Here is a 26,140-nt window from a genome sequence, read left to right as displayed (position 1 = left end):
TTCCTCGATTAAGCATGATCAGCTCCGGAACCCGCGCTGGTCGTCACTTCGTCCGCGCTGTCCAGTTCAAGAGTGCGGGGATTGTTGGCCGCGGCACGATGGTCCACGGCAATGAGGGAATACATGGTCGGCAGGACCAGCAAGGTGAAGACAGTCCCCACGAGCATGCCCACGACGATCACCAGACCGAGGTCATAACGACTGTGGGCGCCGGCACCCGAAGCAAACAGCAGCGGGATCAGCCCGGTCACCATGGCGGCGGTGGTCATCAGGATCGGACGCAGACGCAGCTTGGCCGAATGCAGGATCGCAGCGCGGCGGTCCAGGCCTTCCTTGATCTGGATTTCATTGGCGAACTCGACCATGAGGATGCCGTGCTTGCTGATCAGGCCAATCAGTGTCACCAGACCGATCTGGGTGTAGATGTTCATCGTGGCCATGCCCAGCGCCAACGGAATCAACGCACCACAGACCGACATCGGCACACTGATCAAGATGATCAGCGGATCAAGCAAACTTTCGTACTGCGCCGCCAGCACCAGGTAAATCACGATGATGGCGAACAGAAAGGCCATGTACAGCGCGGCACCTTCCTGCTGGTACTGACGCGAATCCGACAGCCAGTCGTAGGTAAATCCCGGCGCCAGTTTGCTGGTCTGTTCTTCAAGAAATTGCACAGCCTCACCCATGCTCACGCCTGGGTTGGGAATGGCTTGCAGAATCGCCGAGTTCAGCTGGTTGAATTGCGTCAGCTGGTTTGGCTCGACACCTGTCGAGACTTCCACCAGGTTGGACAGCGGTACTTGTGCGCCGCTGACACTGGTCACGTAAAAACGCGAAAGCGCTTCTGGCGATAGACGTTCATTGCGCAAGCTCTGTGGAATCACGTCATAGGAGCGACCATCCATGGCGAAACGGTTGACGTAGTTTTCACCCACCAGCACGGCCAGCGTGTCGCCGATGGCCTTCATGGTCACACCCAGGCTGTTAGCCTTGGAGCGATCGACCTTGATGCGAATGACGGAGTTGTTGTAGTCCAGATCACTGTCCACGACCATGAACAGGCCACTTTTGCGAGCAGCGCTTTTCAGCTCTTCCATGGCCTCGTAGACCACTTTGTAGTCGCTGGCACTTTTGAGCACCATCTGCACCGGCAGGCCTCCTGTGGAACCGGGCAACGAGGGCAACTGGAAGGCAAAGACGTTGTTGCCTTCAATGGCATTGGCGCGGTTTTGCATGTCGAGCTGGATCTGATCGGCGTTGCGTTCACGCTCCTCCCACTCGACGAAGTTCACACCACCGATGCTGTTGGAAACTCCGTTGATCCCGTTGATCAACCACAGATTGCTCTGCTCAGGCAGCGTGACCATGACCTCGTTCCACTTCTTGCCGAACTTTTCGACGTAGTCGATGTTGGCATTCTGTGGCGACTTGATCGCGGTCAGTACGGTGGACTGATCCTCGACCGGGGCGAGTTCGCTTTTGGTGTGGCTGTACAGAACCGGCACGCTCAAGATCACGATCAGGGCAACGAAACAGGTGACCCAGCGGTGGTGCAGAGAAATATCCAGCACGCGACCGTAAGCCTGACCCAGGTGATGGAAAAATTGCTCTGCCCGACGAGCCATCCAGCCTTCACTCATTTTGCTGTCGAGCAAAAACGAACTCATGACTGGCGACAGCGTCAGTGCGATAAGGCCCGACACCATGACCGAGCCTGCCAGGGTGAATGCGAACTCCTTGAACAGTGACCCCGTCAGACCGCCCATCAGGCCGATTGGCGCGTAGACCGCAGCCAGTGTCAACGTCATGGCAATCACCGGCGCAGCCACTTCACGCGCACCAATCAAGGCCGCACGGGCAGGGGAGAGCCCCTCTTCGATATGCCGGTGAACGTTTTCCACCACGATAATGGCGTCATCGACCACCAGACCTATCGCCAGCACCATGGCCAACAGCGTCAACAGGTTGATGCTGAAACCGAACATCGCCATGAACGCCGCTGCGCCGAGCATCGACAGCGGAATGGTGATGACCGGAATGATGACGGCACGCGCAGATCCCAAGGCGAGGAAGATCACCACCACGACAATGATGATCGCCTCCAGCAGGGTGCCCAATACTTCGTCAATCGAAGCACTGATAAAACGCGCCAGTTCGAAAGGCACGGCGACCTTGACGTCGGCCGGGAGGTTTTGACGGATACCCGGCAGCAGTTCGTTGAGCTTTTTCACGATAACCAACGGATTGGCATTTGGTGCCGCGTTCAGACCGAAGAACACCGCATTGACACCATCCATGGTGGCGCTGGTGTCCGTCGCGGCTGCACCCAGTTCGACGGTGGCGATATCGTTCAAACGAACAATCCCCACAGACGTGGACTTGACCACCAGATCGCGGAACTCGGCGACACTGACCAGATCCGTGTTGACCTGAATGTCGGAGACTACGTAAAGGCCCTTGGCCTGGCCCGGGGCAGCTTGAACGTTGTTGTCGCGCAGTGCTTGCGCGACATCGGCGCCCGAGATTCCGTGAGCCGCCATGCGGTTGGCATCCAGCCAAATCCGCATGGCCATCTTCTGCCCACCATTGAGGTCGATGCTTCCGACACCTTCGATTGACGATAGCTGTGGCTGTACCACACGAGTGACGTAGTCCGACAGCGCGGCGGTGGACAAGGTCGGACTTGAAAAACCGACGTAAGCAACAGCCGTCGCTTCCCCGGAAGACTTCACGATGACCGGGTCATAAGCTTCGGCCGGGAGCCGGTACTTGACCTCGTTGACCTTGGCCATCACTTGCGTCATCGCCTTGTTCGAGTCGGCGTTGAGCTTCATGCGCACGGCAATCACGCTGCGGCCCTGAGTCGAAGTCGACGTCATGTAATCAACGTCCTCGACAGTGGCCACCGACTGCGCGATCGCCTGAGTCACGAAACCCTGCATCAACTGCGGCGAGGCGCCAGGGTACTGGGTGGTGATGGTCAGCGTGGCGCTTTCCGTGAGCGGGTATTGCCGAACGGGCAAATGGTTGACGGCAAGCAACCCGAGCAGCAGGACCAGGGTGCTCACCACCAGCGCCAATACCGGGCGCCGGACAAAAAGATCAGTAAACTTCATGACAGTTTTTTCGCCTGTTACTTATCAAGGTCAGACTTGGGTGCTGTTTCGAGCGACACGCTGTCCTGAGAGATGATTTCGACGTGAGCGCCATTGCTCAGGCGCAATTGACCGGAGGTGACGACTCGGTCTCCGGCCTTGACTCCTTCGAGCAGCACGGCACGCCCGTGCGAACGGTTACCGGTCTTGACCTGAATCAGGCGCGCGCTGAGTTTTTTTTCATCGCTACCTTGCACCGCGTAAACAAAATCGCCATAGGTGTTGTAACTGACGGCGGTTTCCGGAACGCTCAGGACTCGTTCGCGCGTTGGCATCACGATGCTGGCCTTCACATACATGCCGGGCGTCAGCAGTTTTTCTGTATTTGGTATCATGGCCTGAACCAGCAACGTTCTCGTACCTGGGTCGATACGGGGCTCAACGGTGCTGACCTTGCCGGTGAAGGTGCGGCTCGGATAGGCATCAACAGCAATTTGTATGGCCTGACCGGGTTTCAGCTTGGCAAAGTCACGCTCTGGCAGGGTGACGTTGGCGAACAGCGTATTGACGTCAGTCAGAGATACCAATGCCGCTCCCGACTTGACGAACTCACCCAGGTTGACTGTGCGCACACCCAATACACCCGAAAAGGGAGCCTTGACGCGCTTTTGCTCGATCAGTGCAGTCACGCGAGCGATATCACCCTGAATGACCTGGTAGTCAGCCTGCGCTTGATCAAGCTGCTCCTGTGTAGCTGCCTGCTGAGGAACCAGGTGTTTCGTACGTTGCAGGCGAAGTTTTGCATTGACTGATTGTGCTTTCAGGCGCGCCAGTTCCCCTCTCTCCGGAGCGTCGTTTAACTGGACCAAGGTCTGGCCAGCCTGGACGACTTCTCCGGCACGAAAAAAGATGGCTGTAACGCGGCCATTTACTTCGGCATTTATCTTGACTTGGCGAGTGGCTTCAAGCTCGCCAATGCCAGTGAGCACGTCGGATTTCTCGTCCTGGGCGACAGTCGCTACTGCAACTTTGATCGCCGGGCTGACGGGTTTAGTTTCGTCCTGTGCAATGCGAGGGTTAGCGCAAAGCACGGTGACGGAGAGGGCGCAGCAGCCAGCCAGCAGCATGGTGCCGCCGGCCCAGCGTTTAAATGTTCTATTCATGTGTCTTGCTTTCTTGAATGACAAAGACATCCCGCGCTCGAGGCGCAGGAAATAGGTTTCGGTTTAAACATCATCGATTGGAGAATCAGGGGCGGCAGAGCGAAAAGCTCAACTGCACACTCCACTATCAGGTTGGGACGAGCCGATCACTAAGCGGCGGCTGTAGGTTAATGGCGATGAAATGATATCGAGCAAGGGACGAGAGCTTCCATGCGCAAAACCCCAAGGTTCTTTCGCCAACGTCCACATCGAAGTCTGAGTGAGCCGGGCCGAGCCTCAATTAGCATTAGCTCTGAGTGCCGCTTTGACATGCAGCCTGAAGATCTGCGCATCGTCGATCTTCTTGTCCGAAAATGCCCCCGATCGATGATGTATGGCACATACGGACACCGCTTCAGCCAAAACGCGACTCTGAAGCTGTAAGTGAGTTCGATCAAATGCGAGATTGGGGTAGGCCATGGCTGAATTGGCCGCCACTATTTCGTGAGAATAGTGAAGGTGCGGGACCTTTACGACACGCCCTTACCCGGGGCCAATATGTCACTCGCTCGCCGTCATGAGCTGTTGCTGTGTGGGGATTAATGAGCAGATTTTCGAGTCTGAACGCTCTTACTGCTGCACCAATTGAGTTATCCAGCGGCCGGAATTTCGGAATCAAGCATGAATAAAGCTGATACCGATTTTGATACCGTCATCTGCTAGATGGCGTATTCTGGTGCGCTCTTGCGCGTGCTAACCGACTGATATTATTACGTTTTTGGCCGCATCACGATGCTTTTAAGATCGCATCGTGATGTTAGCTGTGGAGATCAATTGCTTTACCTATCAATGGGTTGCGAGCCGCACATTTGGCGCTTGGGCCATTTCTGGGGCATTTTGGAGCTTTTTCTTCCCGACCCCGATCAGTGCTGGCGGTAAGCCGGCAGGCGTGGGGCGAGAGCAGCATCTGGACGCGGTGTCCAGGCTGTTGGGCAATAAAGGCGGGATTCATGCCAGACATTGCGCGCATTGTCGCATAAGTCATGCGGCAGTTGTATGGCAGACTCTAATGAACCTGAAGGCTGTTGCGTAACGGTGTTCATTGCCGCGCAAGGCTGAGGTCCGCCCGGACTGCTGGCTTGTCCCGCGCTTGGAGCAATCCAGGGAGCAACCAAAACCAGCAACATCGTCTACATTTCAAACAGGAATGTCTCATGAGAGGACGGTCATGTTTAAAACACGATTACTTGTTGCGTCTGTTACCTGCCTGGCTTTGGCGGTGAGCTCAATAACCGCACTGGCCGATCCGGGAAATGGCAATGGTAATGGCAAAGGGAACGGCAAGGGCGGCTCCCAGAACAGTCAGGGTCACGGCAATCAGGGTGGCAAAAATAAAGGATCCAACTCGGGCAACCGGGACTATGCACCAGTGATCGATCGAAGCGGTGTGCTGGGCGTGCTCAACGGCTACAGAGACTACTGGAGCCCCGGTCCGGCACTGCCTCCCGGCATTCAGAAGAATCTGGCGCGCGGCAAGCCGTTGCCGCCGGGTATCGCCAAAAAACTGGATGGGCGACTGGCGGGGCGCCTGCCTCATTACGATGGCTACGAATGGCAGCAGGCGGGCACAGACTTGATTCTGGTAGCCATTGCGAGCGGGCTTATTTACGAAGTGCTGAATGGCGCTTTCGATTAATCGCGTGCCGGTTTTAAGGCAGCGTCTCCAGCAAAGGCCGCGCCGAAGGTCAGGAAACGGATCATGACGGCGGGGCCCTTAGGCAGCATGGCGTCCATGGTCAACCTATTGGGCGCGTCCACGTCTTCGACCCTGGGCACGGCATAGCGACCTCGGTCGTAGCGTATTCCAACCTTTGTTTTTGCTCTGTGTCAGCACTCCTGCACCTGCACGAGCGTATTGTCGCGCCTGCCGTTTGGCAGATTCTGCGGACAGTTTTTAACAGATCAGGTTCACCATTGGTTACAAAGTATGGCTAAAATGCCATCCGATTACCCAATAGCCGCTAACGGCATGGGCTCAAGGAAGTGCCACCGGGATAGTATCTGTATTCATGCCACTGCATAGACCCTGGGCCTCTGGCCGGCAGGCGCGCAGTTTGTTCACTTTTGACGTGTGACGATTTCCGTGAAACTCATCATTGCCGCTATTTATGTCATTTCCATTGCATACGTTCACCTTCGTGGTCGTGTGCGCCACAAACTGGGCCGGCAGTTGAGCGATCACTCGACGTTCCTGGCGCCGATCAACTGCTTCCTGTACCTGTTTTCGAAGAAACCGAACAAAGCGTATCTCGATCCGTCGGAGTTTCCGGACCTGAGCCCGTTGCAGGCGCATTGGGAAGAAATTCGCCAGGAAGGGCAGGACCTGCTGCGTGCCGGTGAGATCAAGCGTTCCAATCAGTACGATGACGTCGGTTTCAACTCGTTCTTCAAAACTGGCTGGAAGCGTTTCTACCTCAAGTGGTACGGCGACAGCCATCCGTCGGCGATGAAACTGTGTCCGCGCACCACAGAGCTGGTGCAGAGCATCGGTTCGATCAAGGCCGCGATGTTCGCCGAGCTGCCACCAGGTTCGAAACTGGTTCGTCACCGTGACCCGTATGCGGGTTCGTACCGCTACCACTTGGGTCTCGACACGCCGAACGATGCCGGTTGCTACATCAATGTCGACGGCGAGAGCTACCATTGGCGCGACGGTGAGGCGGTGATGTTCGATGAGACTTACATCCACTACGCCGAAAACACCACCGACAAAAACCGCATCATCCTGTTCTGCGACATCGAACGCCCAATGAAATATCGCTGGGCAGCGGCGTTCAACAGCTGGTTCAGTCGCACCGTGATGTCGGCGGCGGGTGCACCTAACGATGCGGGCGACCGTACCGGCGGGATCAACCGCCTGTTTACCAAAATCTACAAAGTGCGACTGCGCGGCAAAGACCTGAAAAAGCGCAACCGTACGCGTTACTACATGGAAAAGTGGGCGATTTTCGGCGGCTTGCTGGCGATCTTCATCTTGATCTGATAGCTGTACCGCGCCTGTTTATGCCATCGCCAGCAGGCTGGCTCCCTCAGGGAATGTGAGTTCAGAAAAGAATGCATTCCCTGAGGGAGCCGCTGGCGATGAGTCTCTCAAAGCCAACCTGTCAGCTTCCTGACAGGAACCGGATCTGCTTACTCTCCCGAAGCCTTTTTGGTCTTTCTCGCCGGGGCTGCCTTACTGGCAGGCTTGTCCTTTGCCTTCGCTTTGGCCGGCGCCTTACCGCCCAGGCTGCGTTTAAGCAGTTCGGTCAAGTCGATCACATCGGCAGATTTGCGCTCCTCCTCGCCACCCACGGTTTCAACATCCTCAATCTTGCCTTCATGGGCCTTTTTCTCGACCAGTGCCATGATCTTGTCTTCAAACTCGTCCTTGTAGTCCTCCGGACTCCAGTCACCGCTCATGTCCTGCACCAGACGTTTAGCCATGTCCAACTCGCCCTTGGCCAGTTGCGGCTTGGTCACCTCGCTGCCCAGTTCCAGTTCGTCGAGGCCGCGTACTTCCTGAGGCCAGCGCAGTTTGACCAGCACCAGCGCCGATTCCAGCGGCATCAGCGCCGCCAAGTATTGCCGAGTGTGCAGGACGACGCGGGCGAGGGCGACCTTGTTGGTTTTGCTCAATGTTTCACGCAACAGGGCGTAGACCTTGCCCCCGCGTTTGTCCGGGGCCAGGTAATAAGGCGTGTCGATGTTCTGTAGCGGAATCTGCTCAGCGTCAACGAAGGAAAAGATGTCGATGGTCTGCGTCGACACCGGGTGCGCCGAGCGGATCTCTTCCTCGCTGAGCACCACGTAGCGGCCCTTTTCGTAGGCCACGCCTTTGACGATGTGTTCCTTGGTGACTTCCTTGCCGGTGACCTTGTTCACCCGTTTATAACCCACCGGGTCCATGCTGCGGCTGTCCAGCCAGTCAAAGTCCACGCCGTGCGAAGACGTTGCCGACACGAGCGCGACAGGGATATGAACCAGTCCGAAACTGATCGCGCCTTTCCAGATTGCCCGAGCCATGGTGAGTCCTCCGCGAGTGATGTTCAGGTGACCTGCAGCTTGTGGCGAAAGTTTCCAGCGTTTGCCTGGGGACGCCGTGCTGACGGTCAAGCCGTGTTACATCTTGTTTAAGGGCGATGGGTTAACAAATCCGAACCCAGGGCGTAGCGTGGACTCGAAGGCTCTATCACCTGCGCATCGAGAGGCCACCCCATGAACCGAATATTGCCCGGCATGATCGTTCTGCTCCTTGGGGCAGGCCTGGCGCATGCCGACGTCGAGGCACTGTCCGCGCCGCTATTGCTGGCGCAAAGTCCCACCGGCACCAGCAACAATCCCTATAACAGCCCGATCCGCCGGGCCAATCCCAACAGCATGCAGGGCACGCAGCCCAGCGCGCCGGCGATTCGCGGGCCGAATACAGTGCCGGTGCCCAGTACGCCCACCGTCGGCAATGGCGGCGTTGGCAATGGCCAGCAGCAACGCTCGGTACCGAGTACGCCACCCAGATTCATCCCCAACCCACCGCCACGCGCTGGCGACAGCAACCGTTGAACATCAGGCCTGAACGCCTGTCAGCCTTCGAAATGAACAAAAGGAATCGTGCATGTTGCGTAAAACCCTTCTAGCCACGCTGTGTGCCGGCGCGTTGATCAGCGCGCCTGCCTTTGCCGCTGCCCCTAAAGAGTTGCAAAGCGAGCAGGGCACCCTTGAAGTCACCACGATCACCCAAGGCCTTGAGCATCCCTGGGCGCTGGCATTTCTGCCGGATCGCCAAGGCATGCTGGTCACCGAACGTCCCGGTAACCTGCGGTTGATTGGCGCCGACGGCAAGCGTTCCGAACCCATCAGCGGCGTGCCCAAGGTCTGGGCCAAGGGCCAGGGCGGTTTGCTCGACGTGGTGCTGTCGCCGGACTTCAAACAGGATCGAATGGTCTATCTGTCCTACGCCGAGGGCGGTGGCGCCGGGGACAAGGCCGGTACCGCGGTCGGGCGCGGCCGACTGTCAGACGACTTGAAGACGATCAGCGATTTCAAGGTGATCTTTCGTCAGGAGCCGAAGCTCTCGACCGGTAACCATTTCGGCTCACGACTGGTGTTCGACCGCGACGGTTACCTGTTCATCACTCTGGGCGAAAACAACGACCGGCCGACCGCGCAGGATCTCGACAAGCTGCAAGGCAAGGTCGTGCGGATCTTCCCCGACGGCAAGGTGCCGGATGACAACCCGTTTGTAGGCCAGTCCGGCGTGCGTCCGGAAATCTGGTCGTACGGCCAGCGCAACCCGCAGGGCGCAGCGCTTAATCCGTGGAATGGCACTATCTGGGAAAACGAGCATGGCCCCCGTGGCGGCGATGAGGTGAACATCATCGAGCGCGGCAAGAACTACGGTTGGCCGCTGGCGACCCACGGCATCAATTATTCGCTGCAACCGATCCCGGAAGCCAAGGGCAAGAGCGTCGAGGGAGCCGTTGATCCGCACCATGTCTGGGAGAAATCACCCGGTGTCAGCGGGATGGCGTTCTATGACGCTGACCGCTTCAAGCCTTGGCAGCAGAACCTGTTTATTGGTGCGCTGGTCAGTCAGGAGCTGATCCGGTTGCAGTTTGACGGGGACAAGGTGGTGCACGAGGAGCGGCTGTTGGGTGAACTGAAACAGCGGATTCGCGATGTACGGCAGGGGCCGGATGGCTATCTGTACGTGCTGACGGATGAACAGGATGGTGCGCTCTACAAGATCGGTCTGAAGTAACTTCACTTCAAACTTTCATAGATGTCCTGTGGCGAGGGAGCTTGCTCCCGCTGGGCTGCGCAGCCCCCCAAAATTCTGCGAGCGCTACGCACTCATGCGGGCGCAAGCTCCCTCGCCACAAAAAAAGTCTCTAGAGCGTAACGATAGTTGGCGTAGCGCGGGCATACAAAACCACCGCCGCGCGCAATTTCCCCCGCCCAAACCGGCTCATCTTTTCAAACTCGCCATGGCTGACCGGCACATGCTGGCAGTCCATCGGCTGACGATGCTGGCTGTGATCGACATCGGGATCATGCAGGTACACAAAATCTTCATCGCAATCGGTGACCACCACCCAGTGCGGTGACTTGGAGCGGGTCAGGCGATAGCTGCTGATCAACACCAGAGGCTGTCCGCCATCCTGTAGCAGGCGCGGCAAATCCAGATGGGTGCCAATCTTGCGCTCGATATCGGTCTCTTGCATTTGTGCGCTGAACTCCTCGTGCACCAGGCGCATGACGTCTTTTTTATGCTCATCACGCACGCCGTCGAGGAACAATGGCCCGGCCATACTCAGTTGCAAGCGCACCCGGAAACCCCGCCGCCAAGCGGCCAGTGCCAAGCCTTGAGGGCTGCAGCCACCATGGCCGGAGGTCATGAACACCGTGGTCGCTTCACGCCAGATCTGCAATTCTTCGCGCCGCTCCAGTAAACGCTCAGGTTGCAGCGCGCCCATGGCCATCAGCAGACAGGCCGGGCCACAGGTGAACTCAGTGGTTTGCGGGTAATAGGGCACTTTGATGTTGCGCGAATCACGGTGCTGAACAATGCGTTTTTCCAGACGCAACGCATCGGTGTGGTCTTCGTAGTAATCGTGAATCAACGCAAAGCGTCGGTAGCCGTTGCGCTCGTAAAGCGCGATGGCGGAGGGGTTGTCGATACGCACTTCCAGGCGCAGATACGCGCAGTCATGCTCGACGGCGCAGGCCTCGATACGTTGCAGCAACTGTTTGCCCAAACCGCTGCCGCGAGCTTCGCCGGCAATGGCGATCGAGTACAGGCGCGCCAGCGAGGTGCCGCGATGAAACAGCACCAGTGCGTAGCCGAGCAATCGACCATCAAGCTCGACGACCAGCAGTTGCGCATGGGCGCGGGTAATCATCCACTGAAAGCTGCGGCTGGTGAGCCGGTCGGTGGTGAAACATTGCATTTCCAGGGCCAGCAGCGCTGGCAGATCTTCAACTACCGCCAAACGAAAAACAGCATTCATATGACCACCGTAAAAGTTGCGTAACGAAACGGGACTTTCGAAAAACTTCGTGCTTAATAGAAATGGTCTTGTTCTCCAACGGATCAATCTCTATGTCAGCGGTACAGGGTCATTGGCGCGAAGTATCCGAGCAAAGTTTGCCGGCGGCAACTTTTTTAAATCCAGCCATCAGAACTTCCAGTCAAGTGTTGATAATCGTCGAACGCAAGGAAGACTGGGCCTCGTACTTTCCCAGCGAGGACATCGTCACAGCTCAGGAGTACCTCGAGCAAACCCGTGACAGCGAGCCGGGCAAGCGCGTGCAGGTGATCAACCTGTGTCGCAGCTACAAATACCTAGGGCACGGTTACTACTGCTCGCTGCTGGCTGAAGCCCGCGGGCACAAGGTGATTCCATCGGTGCGCACCATCAGCGAACTGACGAAAAAAGCACTTTACGGTCTGGCGCTGGACGATCTCGATAAAACCCTGGAAAAAGCCCTCAGTCATCATCTGTACAGCGATACCGAAGGTTTCACCTTGACTCTTTACTTCGGCAAGACTCATATCGAGCCGCTGCAGGATCTGGCTCGACAGTTGTTTGAAGTGTTTCCTTGTCCAATCCTGTTAGTTGAGTTTCGGCGAACTAACGGTTGGCACATCGAAGGCATAAAGTCCGGCGCGCTGCACAAGTTGCGTGACGATCAGGAAGACCAGTTCGCCAATGCGCTGGACGGCTTCAGCCGTAAAGTCTGGCGTGCGCCACGCTCGCCACAAGTGGCGCGTTACGACTTGGCGATCCTGCACGATCCGCAGGAAGCCTTGCCGCCATCCAACGCAAAGGCACTGGAGAATTTCGTCCGGGTCGGCAAGCGCATGGGCATCGACGTCGAGCTGATCGAACGCAAGGATTATGCGCGGATCGCCGAGTACGACGGCTTGCTGATCCGCGAGACCACCAGCGTCGACAACCACACCTATCGCTTCGCCAAGAAGGCTGAAAGCGAAGGCCTGGTGGTGATGGACGACCCGACGTCGATCCTGCGCTGCACCAACAAGGTTTACTTGACCGACCTGCTCAACAGCCATCAGTTAGGCATGCCCGCCACGGAAATTCTCTACAAGGAACGACCGGAAGATTTCGAGCGGGTCGGCGAACGCCTCGGTTTTCCGCTGGTGCTGAAGATCCCCGACGGCTGTTTTTCTCGCGGAGTGATCAAGGTTGAAAGTCAGCAGGCGCTGCTGGAGGCCACCGCCGAACTGTTCGAACACTCGGTGTTGCTGCTGGCTCAGGAGTTTTTCTACACCGAGTACGACTGGCGCATCGGCGTGCTCAACCGTAAACCGATCTTTGCCTGCCAGTACTTCATGTCCAAGGGCCACTGGCAAATCTACAACCACAAAGCCAAGGGCCAGGACATCAACGGCGAGTGCCGCACCTTGGCCGTCCACGAGGCGCCGCGAGCGGTGGTGGAACTGGCGGTCAAGACCGCCAACCTGATTGGCGACGGCCTCTACGGCGTGGACCTGAAACAGGCTGGCGACAAAGTGGTAGTGATCGAGGTCAACGACAACCCGAACCTCGACGCCGGCATTGAAGACGCCTACTTGCAGGACGATCTGTATTCACTGGTACTGGAGGAGTTCGTGCGACGGCTGGAGCTCAAACGTCGCGGCCAGGCCTGGTGACGCGCCGATGATCAGCAGTTTCGCATTGAGTCATGGCGCGTTGCAGCGGGTCGAGCGGCTGGACGCCGAGGTGATGCTGTTCAGCAATCCCGATGCGGCCGAGCGCGATTTGCTCCACAGCCACTACAAGGTCGACGAACACGCGCTGGCCTCGGCGCTGGACCCGGACGAAGTCTCGCGAATCGAGTTTCACCCTGATCATTTATTCCTGATCTGGAAACGTCCGGAAAACTATTCCGGCGGTGGCAGTCTGGCGTTCGAAGTGTCGTCCTGCGGCTTGCTGTTTGCGCCCGGGCAATTGCTGGTGATCGCCACCGACGACACGCCGCTGCACGGCATCGGCACGCGCCAGCCGCTCAACGCGCCGCTGGATGTGTTGCTCGATCTACTGTTCAACAACATCCACCATTATCTTGGCCACCTCAAGGTGATCAAACTGGTGGCCCGCGAGCTGCAACAGAAATTCAACGCCTCGATGCAGAACCAGCACCTGGTGCAGATGTTCAACCTCAGCGAAAGCCTGATCTATTACATCAATGCCCTGCACAGCAATGGCGCGGTGCTGACGCGGCTGCGCAATCACGCGGAAAAGCAGCATTTCGGCAGCGAGGCGATCGGGCTGATCGACGACCTGATCATCGAGAACAACCAGTGCTACAAGCAGGCGGAGATCTACTCCACGGTGTTCTCGGGGCTGATCGATGCGCGCGGCAATCTGATGAACAACAGCATGAACAACCTGCTGCGCAAACTGACGTTGATCAACGTAGTGTTTCTGCCGTTGAACCTGATCGCCAGCATTGGCGGGATGTCCGAGTTCAGCATGATGACGGCGGGTACGCCGTGGTGGATTTCCTACCCGGTGTTTCTGCTGGTGATGTTGCTGGGGGCGGGGGGGATGTTGTTTGGGTTGCGGCGGTTGGCCAAGTGATTGATGGGGCTTGAGCTGACGCCTTCGCGAGCAAGCCCGCTCCCACACTGGATTGCGGGATGGCTCGGGATCTGTGCCTGACACAATTCCCTTGTGGGAGCGGGCTTGCTCGCGAAAGCTATTTCAGCAGCACCGGAGGCTCAGGATCAGCTCGCCGGATCTGCCACAGTCACTTTCCTGCGCTCCCGAACCCCACGCACCACCAGATACAGCAGCGGCCCAATCGACACAAACACCGCCGTCAGCAACAGATACGGCACCACCGACCAGACCGACATCCCTCGCGACCGGGCATCCTTGACCATCCACACCCCGGCCAGCGTCGCCAGCAGATACAGATCAATCACCACCTGCGCCGTGTCCGGACGCGACATCAGGCTGATACCGAAGTCGATCAGCGACTGTTCGGCCTGGAACATCACCGACACGGTGTAGCCGGTAAACGCAATCAACGCAGTGAGGGGCAGGGCGACAGACATCATGCATTCCTTCCTTGGGTGATGAGCAGAATCGCCAGCCTACCTGGGCATCTGCAAATAAGCCATTGACTCGCCGGTCGCCGCCGGGCTAATTTCAGGCCCATGACTTCCACCGTATTGCGCTGCCAGCCAAGCATTATTACCGCCATTCCTCATTTGGCGGGCTAGCTCACGACTGCAGCACCCAACCCGCCCTAGAGGCGGGTTTTCATTTTCTGTCTCCGGGGTTCTGATCAAAACGTCAGGAGACGATCATGCCGCACAGCCCCGACCAGCAAGCCCTGCTTGAGCAGTACGTGAAAAGGATCCTCGCCGCGCCGGTCTACGACATTGCTGTGCGTACGCCGTTGCAAGCGGCACCGGCGCTGTCCGAGGCGCTGGGCAACCGGATCCTGCTCAAGCGCGAAGACCTGCAACCGACGTTCTCCTTCAAGATTCGTGGCGCCTACAACAAACTGGTGCAATTGAGCGATGCGCAGAAAGCTCGCGGGGTGATCACCGCTTCGGCGGGCAACCATGCGCAGGGCGTGGCGCTGGCAGCGCGGGAGCTGGGGATCGCGGCGACCATCGTCATGCCCTCGACCACGCCGGAACTCAAGGTGCTTGGGGTACGAAGTCGGGATGCCGAGGCGCTGCTGCACGGCGAGAGTTTTCCGTTTGCCCTGGCCCATGCGCTGCAACTGGCCGAGCAGACCGGGCGAACTTTTGTCTCTCCATTCGATGATCCGGACGTGATCGCCGGCCAAGGCACGGTGGCCATGGAAATCCTCCGTCAGCATCAGGGGCCGCTGGATGCGATCTTCGTTCCGGTCGGCGGTGGCGGCCTGATCGCCGGCATTGCGGCGTACGTCAAATACCTGCGGCCGGAGGTGCGAATCATCGGTGTCGAATCGGAGCACTCGGCCTGCCTGCAGGCGGCGCTGCAAGCGGATGCGCGCGTTGTGTTGCCCAGTGTCGGAACGTTCGCCGATGGCGTGGCAGTAGCGCAGATCGGCGCTTATGGATTTGAAGTGTGCAGGTTTTGCGTGGACGAGGTGGTCACCGTCAGCAATGACGAACTCTGTGCGGCGATCAAGAACATCTACGACGATACCCGCTCGATCACCGAGCCTTCCGGGGCGTTGGCGGTGGCCGGCATCAAGCAATACGTGGCGCGCAGCGGTGTTCGTGAGCAAACCTTCGTCGCGATCGACTCCGGCGCCAACATCAACTTCGACAGCCTGCGCCATGTCGCCGAGCGCGCCGCGGTGTGCGGCGTCCCGGCGTGATAACACTCAGGGCAGCAGTGGGCGCAGGAAACTGCGCTCGTAGCTGACGATGAATTTCTTCTGCACCAGTGATTCCACCAGCGCCGTGCTTTCCGGGTCGGTCAGCGCGATGTGCCGGTAGCTTTCGTAATCAGCCAGCGAAGGAAAGCTGAACAGGCAATAAGCGATGTTGCTCGCGCCCTCGGAGGGCAGGAAATAGCCGTGATGCGTGCCGCCCAAGCGTTCGACGATGCCCAGCCAGGCTTTGGCGTAGGCCTCGAACTCGGTCAATTGGTACGGATCGATCACGTATCGCACATGGCAGGTAATCACGTTTGGCGCTCCCTGTTCAGGTCATTCCACGATGGCCGTGCCGACCTTGTCCGAAGCCGACCAGATGCGATAGCGCACCTCGACATCTTTCGGGGCATAGATCACCAGTGGCAGCTTGCTGTTGTAGCGCAGCATGAAGCCATCACCGACAACCGGGACAAAGGCGCGTTTCTTCGCGGTGCCGGGTGGGCAAGCCATCATGGTACTCATCGGGCCAATGACTTTTTCCAGTCGATAGAACGGATAGCCCCAGCCTTCGAGGTTTTTCTCGTCCAGAGCGCCGCCCAGGCGCTGGCGATTGCAGTCGACTTCCAGGGTTTTGCCGGCGAGAACTTCAACCTGGAAGTTCTCTTCCTGATCCTGCTTGGGCAGGTGGATGACTTGGCGAGTAAAGCCGTTTTCCGCCTTGGGATACGGCGCGACGTCTTCGAGTCTGGCCGCATGGGCGAGGGTGGAAAGGCCGGCAACGAGCAGACCGATTGTCGCGCGAGCGCGTAAAGAACCCATGAAAGCCTCCTGGCGGGTGTAGGGTGGATGACGGGCATTCTCACTGTCATCAGCGATGAATGCAAACCGGCGTCGACTTGCAAATTGCAGTACCCAAGAGGGGCGATCTTGCATTTTGCAACTGGCCAACTGCTGGCCACCGCGCCAAGTGTTTGATTTCACAAGGGGCGAAATGTCCCGATAAAAGGCATGTTTTATGCGTCGCTTTGGTGCAGCGCACCGGCGTCGGGCGCCTACACTCCAATGGGCATTTCGCAGTACAACCGTTTGCCGCACCAGGGAATCAGCGGGGGTACACCCGTGCAGGGGCAGCAAAAGCGGTCAACGTGAAGAGTTGATTGGCAGTTTCATCAATAAGGAGAGGTTCACCATGTTTCTGTCTGCCTTGGAACTACGCAATATCATTGAAAGCAGTTTTTTGCCTAAACGCTGCCAGTGCACGCTGTCGCCAGACCTGTCGATGACCGTCAAGGTCTTCGGTGACCACCAGACTGACCAGGTTGATCTGCACGTCAGCGGTATCGACGCCAGCCATCTCAATGGCTGTCGCGAGATCAATGAACTGATTGCCGGCCTGCGTTCGGATCTGGCGCAACAAACCACACCACAGCATTACAGTCCTCGCTCCAGAGCGCTTTAACTCACCGTTTCACCCAGTTCGACCGTCACGCGCCGGGCCTGCACAAAGCCAAGGCCCAGCGCGAACTCGACCAGCACCGCGAGCAGAATCCCGGGGCCCGCGTGGCCGTTCAGCCATTCGCCAAACCCCAGCACCGCCAGACCAAAACAACCGACGATAAACCCGTTGCTCAGGGCATTGCGACCCAGCGACGGCGGCGCGCTGCGCACCAGATAAAACATCATCCCCAACGCCGCAAACAGCACCGCACTGCGCCGCGCAACAAACCCTACCGTGCTCGAATACTCAATGCTCCAGATCGCCAGCAACACCTGCGGGAAAAAGCCCCAGACCAGCGCCAGTACAAAACACAACGAAGCAGTGATGATCGACAACGTGCGAAACGACAACCGCATGGCGAGTCCCTGCGGCAGTGAGAAGTGACCCCGAGCATAACCCGCGAACCCTTCACCGCCTACCGCAAAGCCGCAAATCAGAGCCTTCTGTCAGTTCTGGAAGTTGCAGGCGTCAGACATTTTCCGATAGGTGATTTCCGCCGGCTTGCCTGCATTGTCGATGTACTTCATGTCAGCGGTGATGACCTTGCACTGCTGAGTTTGTGGCTCGGTCAGCGAGATCACTTTGTTCACATGCAACGGCATGCCGTACTGGTAAGGAACGGGCTGGGTAGCAGCGTTGGTGTCATTGGCCTGAGCCAACCCGGCGAACGCGGTGCAGGCGAGGGCGGAGGTAAACAATAGCGTGCGAATGTTCATGAATTGGACTCCCGTGCGACGGAATAAGCGTTCGGCGCCATACGGCCGAACCTGCCGCACTCGGCGTCAGCCAGGGGCTGAGGTGTGCGGTTCAGTACAGTCTTGGACTGCGGCGTTAAGCGATGGTTAACCGGGCTGAACGCCGGCTGTCTGGCGGAGGGATGATTTCTCGGGGATGCGGTGCCGATTCCTACAAGGGCAGATGCCTTGTCTGCTTTCGGCGGTGGGAGCAGGGCGGGTATGGTTTGGCGTCGCTGCAAAATCAGCGGCTCGGGTTTGGTCACCTGAAAATACTCACACATGTGTGCCATCATTCGCACCGCGGACATCTATGTCTTCGTAGTGCATCGCTGTGGCGGCTGTGTGCAGGACGCCTTCGGGCGAGCTGATTGGGTATTCAGTTGACCAAACTTGCATACAGTCCGCCTCCCATCGTTTGGTCACGGTGTCGGCGGGTTACCTTACCCAGCAAGAGATAACTCTGATGCCGATATTAAATCCGTTGCCCAATCGTTATCACCCTCTAAACAGCGGCGTCACCGACAGCGCTCCAATGGTCATCGACACCCAAGCCAACCCCCAAGACATCCTCGAAGCCGCCGTCCAGCGCATCCGCGCCTGCAGCGACCTGCTCGAAACCCTGCACTGCTTGTGCTTCCGCCATGGCGATGTTCAGGACATTCCACACATTACCCATGCGCTGTACCTGCTGGCGCAGGACGGCAATGATTTGCTGCAGGTGGCGCAGCAGCAGATGCTGGATTGGAAGGCGCCGGTTTGATGCCTTGAATGAGAACGGGAGTAGGATCGCGTTGGACGAAACTCACGCTATCTACTCTCCCGTTTGTATGATTCTCGTGCCCTTGTATTCGTATAAAACAAGCTAACGGCTTAGCTTGTCAGGGAAGAAGGACAGGGGAGGGTGGATGGATATCCATTTTTTTGATTGCTCTTTAGCTTCTAATATTTGCGAAGGGGTCAACTTGGAAGCAATGAGGGGAAGCTTGTATTTAACATTTTCCTGCATTCCGCCCCCGCCATCCAAGCTACTTAGAGAAAAAATAAGCGAGTATCCCTTTACAGGGTCATACGGAAAGCCATAGGTGTCGGGCTCGTGAGCCAAGTATGAACCGTATCCATATATGGACTCTGCGTAACCTGATACTGCGGCTTGCTCATTCCAATGTCGGAAGCCTTCAATATCTCCTTTCTCAAAAAGAAGAGCAGCCAACTCCATCATTGATCTAGGGTTGCCGCCTTCAGCTGAAAGTTTGTACCATTTTTCAACTGCCTCACTTCGCTTCCATGGTAGAAAAAATCCCTCACCTTGCTTAAGTGAAGTGGCAAGCCAGTATTGTGCAAGAGCATTTCCTGAAGTTGCAGATCGTTCTAGCCAATTATCATCTAGAGTGATTTCATACATTATATACATCGCTTCTGCGTCGCCAGCATTTGCTTTTTCTTGGGCTAATTTTTTTGCTTGGTTTAACCAATCTATAGGTGCTTTCTGCGAAGCGGGACAGTCGTTGGATATATCGCATAGGTCGTGTTCGATACGCCCTAACTGAACCATGGCATAAAGATAGTTTTGACCTGCAGACGCCTCGTACCATTTTCTGGCAGCTATATTCATGTAATGATTTTTCGCTCGGAGGGCTTCACCTAAATAATATTGGGCTTCTGCGTCGCCAGCCTCTGCTGCGATTGTCAAAAAGGAAATGGCTGAAGTGGCCTTATATTGGTTATAGAGTATAATGCCTTCGTTTTTAGCGATTTTCTGCTGTGCGTCCAGTTGGGCTTCCGCGTGAGAAGAAAGCATTGTTATGAATAGCAGGGAAATGGTCAAATACTTCATGGATTCTATCAGTTCAATTCGCCAGAAAAGAGATAATGCTAAGCTTGGTTTTCAACGACTTAGTTTGTCCGGGTAGAACGAAAGTGGTGCGTGAGTCGCCTTCCATTCTTTTGCAAATTTTTTGCCTTCTGCAATTTGCTCAGCTGTCATCTTTGCTTCAATTTTCGGTAACTTACTCTCCACTCTTTCTTGTAAGCCTCCACCGCCGTCTAGCTCCTTCAAGGTGTAAACGAGGGCATAACCTTTAACGACATCGAATGGGAATCCATACGTGTCTGGCTCATGAGCAAGATCAGAACCGTAACCATAAACTGTTGTGGCGTAGCTTGCTAAAGCTGCTTGCTCATTCCAATGACGGAAACCTTCAATGTCACCTTTTTCATAAAGAAGGGCTCCGTATTCCATCATGGAGGGCGGGTACCCACTCTCAGCTGAAGCTTTGAATAATTTTTCAACCGCTTCCGAGCGTTTCCATGGAAGGAAAAAACCGTCTCCCTGATTGTAGCTTTTAGCTAATAAATACTGTGAGATTTGGTGATTTTTTGTGGCTGCCTTTTCTAGCCAAGTTGTATCGAGCGTTAATTCATACATTATGTACATGGCTTCAGCATTTCCATCTTCAGCCTTAGGCTGAGCGATGCTAGATGCTTGATTCAACCAGTCCGATGGTGTTTTGTCTGTGGCAGGGCAGTCTTCTGATAATTTACATAGATCATTTTTTACTCGCCCAAGCTGGATCATTGAATAAAGATCCCCTTGGGTAGCTGCCATTTCATACCACTTTTTAGCTTCAGGATTCATGTAGCTATTTTTTTGCCGTAATGACTCAGCAAGATAATATTGTGCCTCATGGTCTCCAGCCTCTGCCGCTATTCTCAGTAGAGGAGTTGCAGAGATAGTTTTAAACTGATTGTAAAGAATTATACCGCTGGACTTAATTGCAAGTTCGGAGTCAGTGAGTGCCAATGTAGCAGGGGCAAAAGTGACTAGCAAAAATCCTGCGATAGAAAGTTTCATCATGCTCAGCGGCTAAGTTTGTCAGGAAAGAAAGAAAGGGGAGGGTGCGACGCAGCCCACTCTTTAGAAAACTTTTTGGCTGCTTCAATTTGTTCAGCGGTCATTTTTGCGGCGATTCGAGGTAGCGTGTATTCAACGTTTTCCTTCATGCCACCACCCCCGTCTAGCTCGGACAGCCAGTATATAAGTGCATAGCCTTTGATTAGGTCGAGGGGATATCCGAATGTATCAGGCTCATGTGCTAAGTCAGAACCGTATCCGAAAACAGTGGTTGCATAACCTGCTAGCGCCGCCTGTTCATTCCAGTTGCGAAAACCCTCTATATCACCACGCTCATACAATATTGCAGCATATTCCATCATCGACTTAGGGTAGCCGCCTTCAGCCGAAAGCTTAAACCACTTTTCAACTGCTTCGCTTCGTTTCCAAGGCAGGAAAAAACCATCACCTTGCTTAATGGAGACCGCCATCCAGTATTGCGCAAATGCATTTCCCGCAGATGCGGACTTTTCCAGCCACGTATCATCTAGCGTGATTTCATACATTATGCACATTGCCTCCGCGTCTCCAGCCTCGGCTCTTTCTTGAGCTATATTTTTTGCCTGATTTAACCATTCTATTGGTTGCTTTTGAGAAGGAGGGCAGTCGCTGGATATTTCACACATATCATGCTCAATACGGCCCAATTGGATCATGGCATAAAGATCGTTCTGACCTGCTGACGCTTCATACCATTTCTTCGCTTCCATATTCATGTAATGATTTTTCTTACGAAGAGCCTCACCTAAATAATATTGAGCTTCGTGGTCGCCCGCTTCTGCAGCGGTTGTTAAGAACGGGATTGCAGATGTGGCTTTGTATTGGTTGTATAAAGTGATGCCTTTTTGCTTTGAAAGGTTTTGTTCGAGCGTTGTGTCGGTATTCGTGTGGGAGCCAAGCTTGAGTGGTAATGATAAAGTCTCTTGATTGTAGAGCTTTACCCCTTCGTTTATTGATTTTTGTTGTTGGATAGATAGTTCGGAGTTTGCATGTTTGCTAAATAATATGCATGCAAGAGCCAAGCTTATATTAAAAATTTTGAGCAGCTCAAAATAATTTGGTCTCGCAGTTAAGATTTCTTTTAATTGTAGAGGCTGATGCAAGATTAAAAGCCTATTTTTTCAGGAAAGAAAGAAAGAGGGGGGTGTGTTGTCTTCCACTTGTCAGCAAAATTTTTTGCTTCTTGAATTTGCGTTGGAGTCATTTTTTCTGAAATTTGTGGAAGTATCTCCTCTACATCTGTTTGTGCTGTTCCACCGCCGTCTAGCTCTTTCAGCAAAGAAATTAATGCATATCCTTTGATTCTATCCTCCGTAAATCCGAGCGCTTCAGGGTCGACGGCTAAAAAATATCCATAGTTATAGACTCCGGCTTCATATCCAAACGACGCCGCTTTTTCTACCCAGTATCGGGCTTGTTCCAGTTCGCCTTTTTCTCTATATATACCAAAAAGTTGCATCATTGCTTTGGGGTTTCCTGCTTTCGCAGAAAGTAAAAACCAATGCTCAACTATTTCTTTGCGCTTCCATGGAAGAATAAAACCTTCTCCTTGACGATCACCAATAGCCATTCGATATTGGGCGATCGCATCTCCCGCTAGTGCTGATTTCTTTAACCACTCTCTCTCTGCGGTCAACTCATACATTATGTAAAGAGCTTCCGCATCACCATGATCGGATTTGTCTTTCGCGATTCTCGTCGCTTCAGCCAACCATTCTTTTGGTTCTTTTTTTCCTATTGGACAATTCTTCATTGTCAAGCATAGGTCATTATTGGTTCGGCCGATTCGAATCATCGAATAGAGGTCGCCTTGGCTGGCTGCCGCCTCATACCATTTATAAGCTTCATCGGTGATGTATTGTTTGTTTTGCCGTATTTCCTCTGCTAAAAAAAACTGTGCTTCAGCGTCTCCTGCTTCTGCCGCTATTCGTAATTCGGGTTCGGCAGTCTTATACTGCTTGAATAGCATTATTCCGCGTTCTTTCGCTAGCTGCTGCTGAGAGCTAAGCGTCGCAGAAACACATTTTGGTAGTGCGATGATAATCGCTACAGCCATTGCTTTAAATATTGTCATGGTTGTGTTTTGCTCATTTATTCTTCTGGGCCGTTATATGTTGCTCTTCCGCCAGGAAGGTACGTCCGGCCATAGTGCGTAAATCGTTGACAAAATCCGTCTAGTCTCGCGCCAAGCTCCTCAACATGTTTTTTATATCTGGCCCTCATTTGGTCGTTTCTCTGGTCAACTAAGCGAAGTATCGCCTCCGACATGAAGTTGTCCATGGCTAGACGTTGCTCGCAATAAATTTGGCCATTGTCGAGATTTTTAGTGCCAAATCTATTCATACTGATGCACGCTTCTTCAAATTGTGCTTGAGCTTGCGTCAAGGTGTTTGTTTTTTTTGCGTTATTCAAAATCCAACCCAATATCCTTTCAACTGCTTGTTGTTGAATAAGGTGGGCCTGCGATCTGTCGTAAGTATATTTCTTTTCTCGAGAACCACTATCTTCTGAAACACCCGTAATGTTAAAACTTCCAGCTGCTGAAGTTAATGTCATTAACATAGGGCCGAGCGCATTGGGTGTGGCATTCAGAAACCACTGCTCCAACTCATTTTGATTGCGATAAGTCATAATCGTGTGGGCAATGATGGCTCCTCTACCTCCGCCAGTTAGCGCCTCATATAAAGACATCACCATATCTATGCCCTGCATATAAAACATCGCCACTTCCATACCTGCTGCGCCAAGGAAGTTAAGCTTGTCTATGTAGTCAGCAGCATCATCGGTTACAAAAATCAGCGATTTATCCTGATTTTTGTGGATTTCTCGACGCACGAGATTAATCAGGTCAGTAACCCCGTCATAACCGACTTCGAACTGGAACTCGCCGCCGGCTCCCGCTCCGACAATGACAGATGCCTTGAACCGCATAATGAAGCGGCCTTCGTGCAAGGAAATGCCAATGTCTGCATTCGTGCCAATCCCGTATGCGGCAGTAAAACCAGCAGTAAGTCTGGCAAGACTGGACCATTGACTGGCTTTGGTGCTGTTGACGCTGTTACCCATTCCGGGCGTTGGCGCGGTGCGCAAGGCTGCTATGTCTTTTGGTGGTGCCCAGTTCAGAGCACCGGTCAGTAGGATCCCTGCCTGCACTCCAGCAAAAAGGTTGAATTGAGCTTTGGCGCCGTCCTCTACTCGAACTTTGGCGGCATTGCCTTCCAGCACCGGTTCGCTTCTCACGGTTCCAGCGGTTGAATTTGTCGTTTCAGGACGTTTTGCGTCGGTGATTTCCGGAAGATTTAGGCCGCCTTGTACGTTTGCACGTCCCAACTGCACGCTGGAGGAAAGGAGGAGAGTGGCACCTGTGTATCCCCAGGCTCTGGCGCCCAGGTGGATGGAGAACCGACCGAGATTCAGGTTTTTGCGATTTTTGTCGTAGTCGAGGTAAGGAATCAGGATGTCTTTGGCCTGATCTCTGCCCGGAAGATCCATTTTCATCAGTTCGACTTCGCCACGTGCGAGGTCAATGCCCAGGCTTGCTTCAGCCTTGGCGGAAGCTTTGAAGTTATCCGCGACACTGAATGTCGGGCCGTTTATTTTAGCGCCAGTGTGGATTGATGACTGCGGCGGTGTGAGGCAACGCACGAGTTGCGCTTGGGGGCTATTGTCGAACAGGCGCAACGAGCTTCTGACTTCTTCTTTGAAGAGCAACTGACGAAGACGAAGTCCCCAGTCCTTGCGGGCTCCTGCATCCTCAAAGGTTTCGACCTTGTAGTTTTTCGACTTCAGGTAAGAATGGAACAGCTCTACATCAAACCAGCCTTTCTCATCAAACCAGTCACTCTGCTGATCTTTGATGGCTAGTGCACCTTCCGCTCGCAGCCACTCATGGAAAGGATTGTCGTCAGTGTCCGATGTTGCTTTTCCGTTGCTGTTTCCCGGAAGTTTCTTCAAATCCTTGCTTGCTTTGGCGCCGATTTCACTCGCGTCCTTTTTCAGTACCTTTGTGATGCCCTCCAGATTGAGCAGACTCAGGTGTTTAACGGGACTGTTGGGACTATTGAAAAGTGCAACTTCGCGCAAAGGAAATTCTGCTTTGACCAAGCGCTCTTCCGGTTTTGGTTGAAACTGCTCTGGTTCCCACAGGAGATGTCGTAATGGCAGGGCTGCAGCAACCGCCGCTTCAGCGTCTTCGCGGAGTTTAAGGCGATCTTGTTGGATGCGCTGCCACTCTGCTTGCTCCGCTTCCACGATTCCTGTGGGGGGCGCGACGTTTTGGCCGCTGGCGTCAATCCAGGCTTTATATTTCGTGCGGATCTGCTCGGTGAGCTTGATCTGTTGCTGCTCCATCTCGAGATATGCTTTGAACTTCTCGACACCTGCGCTGATGTCACCCGTCTCAGGAATGAGCGCAAACTCCGGTAGGGCCAATCCGTAGTCGGCAACTTTCAAAATCGCATCGATATAAGCAGAGAAGTCTTTTTCGACTTTTTTGCGCTCGTTAGCGACTTCCTTTAAATAACCACACATCCGGGCTTTGCCATCGATTACGCAGTTTGTGGCGTCCAGATAAGCCTTTTTGTCTTTCTGAAAGTCTGCCTCCTTCAGAGTCGTCAACTTGCCACTCTTCGTGAGCGCAGCGCGGGCTTTCAAGTAAGTCTGCACGCGATTTCTTGCTTCGATCGCCCCCGGGGAAAACAGGTTGCCGCTCTCGTAGGTGTAGCCAGCAATTTTTGCCTGTGCAACTGCAATCGCTTTCAGCTTCTTCCATTCGTTGTAGAGGCGCTGCAGTTTCTGGCCGTCAGAGTTGGCTTCAAGCAGGCTCGCTTGCTGTTGATTGGCAAGCTCCCGATTGCGAGCGTATTCGCTTTGGTCTGGCAGTGTGTCCAAAGCAGCGGAGTTTCGGGCCTCTCGGCTGACAGCCTTCAATCGCATAGCCATGGTGGGCTGCGCGATATCGGGTTCCTGAGCCTCGATTTCGAGCATTCGGCTTTTTTGCTCGCCTTGCAGGAAATTACTCAGTTTGGGCTCCAGAAAGTACTCTAGAAGCCCTGCGGTGTTCATACCTTTGAGTCGTTCTTCCGGAGACTTGCTGGCGCTGATGTGTTGCTCGAGTTCATTCATCGCCTCTTTGATCGAGCTGGCCGCTCGTTTAGGCAACAGGTAGAACATTTTTTCCTTGGTGGCGTAGATCACTTCGCCATATTCCGTCGAGCAAGGCGTCTTCACGTTGTCGAACGCGTTAGAGCAACTGTCAGGCGCTTCAGGCTGGGGATCAAGCTCCAAAGCTGGCTTGCTTTCTACCGGTACCGCTGAAGTCGATACGTTCGCACTTGGTCCGTTGAGATCTACCTTGGGGGCTTCTGAAATTTCAGTTTCCATTT

22 protein-coding genes and 2 pseudogenes are annotated in these 26,140 nt (G+C 54.8%); 9 read left to right on the top strand and 15 right to left on the bottom strand.

The window, feature by feature from the left end; all coding sequences use genetic code 11:
- Positions 1–8: 8 nt before the first annotated feature.
- The 3 genes and pseudogenes from AC1RBR_RS14025 to AC1RBR_RS14015 all read right to left on the bottom strand — a co-directional run.
- Positions 9–3,119 (bottom strand): MexW/MexI family multidrug efflux RND transporter permease subunit, encoded by a 3,111-nt coding sequence (locus AC1RBR_RS14025; protein WP_492565021.1) that lies wholly within the window; start codon positions 3,117–3,119, stop codon positions 9–11.
- Between the two features lie 17 nt (positions 3,120–3,136).
- Positions 3,137–4,261: an efflux RND transporter periplasmic adaptor subunit gene (locus AC1RBR_RS14020; RefSeq protein WP_492565019.1), complete on the bottom strand. Its 1,125-nt coding sequence runs from the start codon at positions 4,259–4,261 to the stop codon at positions 3,137–3,139.
- Positions 4,262–5,057: 796 nt separating this feature from the next.
- Positions 5,058–5,300, bottom strand: a pseudogene (locus AC1RBR_RS14015) (hypothetical protein); the annotation flags it as partial.
- A gap of 168 nt (positions 5,301–5,468) precedes the next feature.
- Between AC1RBR_RS14015 and AC1RBR_RS14010 the strand changes: the two are divergent.
- Entirely contained in the window at positions 5,469–5,936 is a 468-nt protein-coding gene (locus AC1RBR_RS14010) for an anti-virulence regulator CigR family protein (protein WP_492565017.1), read from the top strand.
- Positions 5,937–6,383: 447 nt separating this feature from the next.
- Positions 6,384–7,283, top strand: a complete 900-nt coding sequence (gene lpxO / locus AC1RBR_RS14005) for a lipid A hydroxylase LpxO (RefSeq protein WP_492565015.1) — start codon at positions 6,384–6,386, stop codon at positions 7,281–7,283.
- Between the two features lie 149 nt (positions 7,284–7,432).
- On the opposite strand, the gene ku is transcribed toward lpxO, so the two are convergent.
- Entirely contained in the window at positions 7,433–8,305 is an 873-nt protein-coding gene (gene ku, locus AC1RBR_RS14000; RefSeq protein WP_096796557.1) for a non-homologous end joining protein Ku, read from the bottom strand.
- 192 nt (positions 8,306–8,497) lie between these two features.
- Between ku and AC1RBR_RS13995 the strand changes: the two genes are divergently transcribed.
- Positions 8,498–8,839, top strand: coding sequence for a hypothetical protein (locus AC1RBR_RS13995; RefSeq protein ID WP_492565013.1), 342 nt, complete (start codon positions 8,498–8,500; stop codon positions 8,837–8,839).
- Positions 8,840–8,891: 52 nt separating this feature from the next.
- Entirely contained in the window at positions 8,892–10,037 is a 1,146-nt protein-coding gene (locus tag AC1RBR_RS13990; protein WP_492565011.1) for a PQQ-dependent sugar dehydrogenase, read from the top strand.
- Positions 10,038–10,167: 130 nt separating this feature from the next.
- Here the strand turns inward: AC1RBR_RS13990 and AC1RBR_RS13985 are convergent, their stop codons facing one another.
- Positions 10,168–11,286, bottom strand: coding sequence for a GNAT family N-acetyltransferase/peptidase C39 family protein (locus tag AC1RBR_RS13985; RefSeq protein WP_492565010.1), 1,119 nt, complete (start codon positions 11,284–11,286; stop codon positions 10,168–10,170).
- Between the two features lie 92 nt (positions 11,287–11,378).
- Here AC1RBR_RS13985 and AC1RBR_RS13980 point away from each other — a divergent pair, with 92 nt between their 5' ends.
- Both AC1RBR_RS13980 and AC1RBR_RS13975 read left to right on the top strand, forming a co-directional pair.
- Entirely contained in the window at positions 11,379–12,953 is a 1,575-nt protein-coding gene (locus tag AC1RBR_RS13980) for a RimK family ATP-grasp domain-containing protein (RefSeq protein ID WP_492565008.1), read from the top strand.
- A gap of 7 nt (positions 12,954–12,960) precedes the next feature.
- Positions 12,961–13,884 carry a magnesium transporter CorA family protein gene (locus tag AC1RBR_RS13975; RefSeq protein ID WP_047597123.1) on the top strand — a complete coding sequence of 308 codons (924 nt, stop codon included), beginning with the start codon at positions 12,961–12,963 and terminating at the stop codon, positions 13,882–13,884.
- Between the two features lie 146 nt (positions 13,885–14,030).
- Here AC1RBR_RS13975 and AC1RBR_RS13970 read toward each other — a convergent pair whose 3' ends face one another.
- The gene (locus tag AC1RBR_RS13970; RefSeq protein WP_166495849.1) at positions 14,031–14,366 is read right to left on the bottom strand and encodes a DUF2834 domain-containing protein; all 336 of its coding nucleotides are present in this window, start codon (positions 14,364–14,366) and stop codon (positions 14,031–14,033) included.
- 207 nt (positions 14,367–14,573) lie between these two features.
- On the opposite strand from AC1RBR_RS13970, the pseudogene ilvA reads away from it, so the two are divergent.
- Positions 14,574–15,607 (top strand): annotated as a pseudogene (ilvA, locus tag AC1RBR_RS13965) (threonine ammonia-lyase, biosynthetic); the annotation flags it as partial.
- Positions 15,608–15,637: 30 nt separating this feature from the next.
- On the opposite strand, the gene AC1RBR_RS13960 reads toward ilvA, so the two are convergent.
- Together AC1RBR_RS13960 and eco are read right to left on the bottom strand one after the other, a co-directional pair.
- Positions 15,638–15,943, bottom strand: a complete 306-nt coding sequence (locus AC1RBR_RS13960) for an NIPSNAP family protein (protein ID WP_003225174.1) — start codon at positions 15,941–15,943, stop codon at positions 15,638–15,640.
- 21 nt (positions 15,944–15,964) lie between these two features.
- Complete coding sequence (gene eco / locus AC1RBR_RS13955; RefSeq protein WP_481394896.1) at positions 15,965–16,450, bottom strand: serine protease inhibitor ecotin; 486 nt, start codon at positions 16,448–16,450, stop codon at positions 15,965–15,967.
- A gap of 370 nt (positions 16,451–16,820) precedes the next feature.
- On the opposite strand from eco, the gene AC1RBR_RS13950 reads away from it, so the two are divergent.
- Entirely contained in the window at positions 16,821–17,090 is a 270-nt protein-coding gene (locus AC1RBR_RS13950; protein WP_007964586.1) for a DUF1652 domain-containing protein, read from the top strand.
- On the opposite strand, the gene AC1RBR_RS13945 is transcribed toward AC1RBR_RS13950, so the two are convergent.
- On the bottom strand, positions 17,087–17,485 hold the full coding sequence (locus AC1RBR_RS13945; RefSeq protein ID WP_492565005.1) for a hypothetical protein: 399 nt from the start codon (positions 17,483–17,485) through the stop codon (positions 17,087–17,089). The genes AC1RBR_RS13950 and AC1RBR_RS13945 overlap by 4 nt on opposite strands.
- A gap of 90 nt (positions 17,486–17,575) precedes the next feature.
- Positions 17,576–17,845, bottom strand: coding sequence for a DUF2790 domain-containing protein (locus AC1RBR_RS13940; RefSeq protein WP_492565004.1), 270 nt, complete (start codon positions 17,843–17,845; stop codon positions 17,576–17,578).
- 484 nt (positions 17,846–18,329) lie between these two features.
- On the opposite strand from AC1RBR_RS13940, the gene AC1RBR_RS13935 reads away from it, so the two are divergent.
- Positions 18,330–18,626 carry a hypothetical protein gene (locus AC1RBR_RS13935; RefSeq protein WP_400758142.1) on the top strand — a complete coding sequence of 99 codons (297 nt, stop codon included), beginning with the start codon at positions 18,330–18,332 and terminating at the stop codon, positions 18,624–18,626.
- A 102-nt stretch (positions 18,627–18,728) separates the two neighbouring features.
- Here the strand turns inward: AC1RBR_RS13935 and AC1RBR_RS13930 are convergent, their stop codons facing one another.
- From AC1RBR_RS13930 to AC1RBR_RS13910, 5 genes are read right to left on the bottom strand one after another with little or no spacing between them, the layout of a single operon-like run.
- On the bottom strand, positions 18,729–19,700 hold the full coding sequence (locus AC1RBR_RS13930) for a tetratricopeptide repeat protein (RefSeq protein WP_492565001.1): 972 nt from the start codon (positions 19,698–19,700) through the stop codon (positions 18,729–18,731).
- 51 nt (positions 19,701–19,751) lie between these two features.
- Complete coding sequence (locus AC1RBR_RS13925; protein WP_492565000.1) at positions 19,752–20,717, bottom strand: tetratricopeptide repeat protein; 966 nt, start codon at positions 20,715–20,717, stop codon at positions 19,752–19,754.
- Between the two features lie 5 nt (positions 20,718–20,722).
- Positions 20,723–21,859: a tetratricopeptide repeat protein gene (locus AC1RBR_RS13920; protein WP_492564998.1), complete on the bottom strand. Its 1,137-nt coding sequence runs from the start codon at positions 21,857–21,859 to the stop codon at positions 20,723–20,725.
- 2 nt (positions 21,860–21,861) lie between these two features.
- The gene (locus tag AC1RBR_RS13915; protein ID WP_492564996.1) at positions 21,862–22,830 is read right to left on the bottom strand and encodes a tetratricopeptide repeat protein; all 969 of its coding nucleotides are present in this window, start codon (positions 22,828–22,830) and stop codon (positions 21,862–21,864) included.
- Positions 22,831–22,847: 17 nt separating this feature from the next.
- Positions 22,848–26,138 carry a hypothetical protein gene (locus tag AC1RBR_RS13910; RefSeq protein WP_492564994.1) on the bottom strand — a complete coding sequence of 1,097 codons (3,291 nt, stop codon included), beginning with the start codon at positions 26,136–26,138 and terminating at the stop codon, positions 22,848–22,850.
- Positions 26,139–26,140: the final 2 nt, after the last annotated feature.

The sequence above is a fragment of the Pseudomonas sp. GW823-FHT01D03 genome (assembly GCF_058798255.1).
The sequence above is the reverse complement of the archived record's forward strand: the minus strand, read 5'-3'. Positions and strand labels throughout refer to the sequence as shown.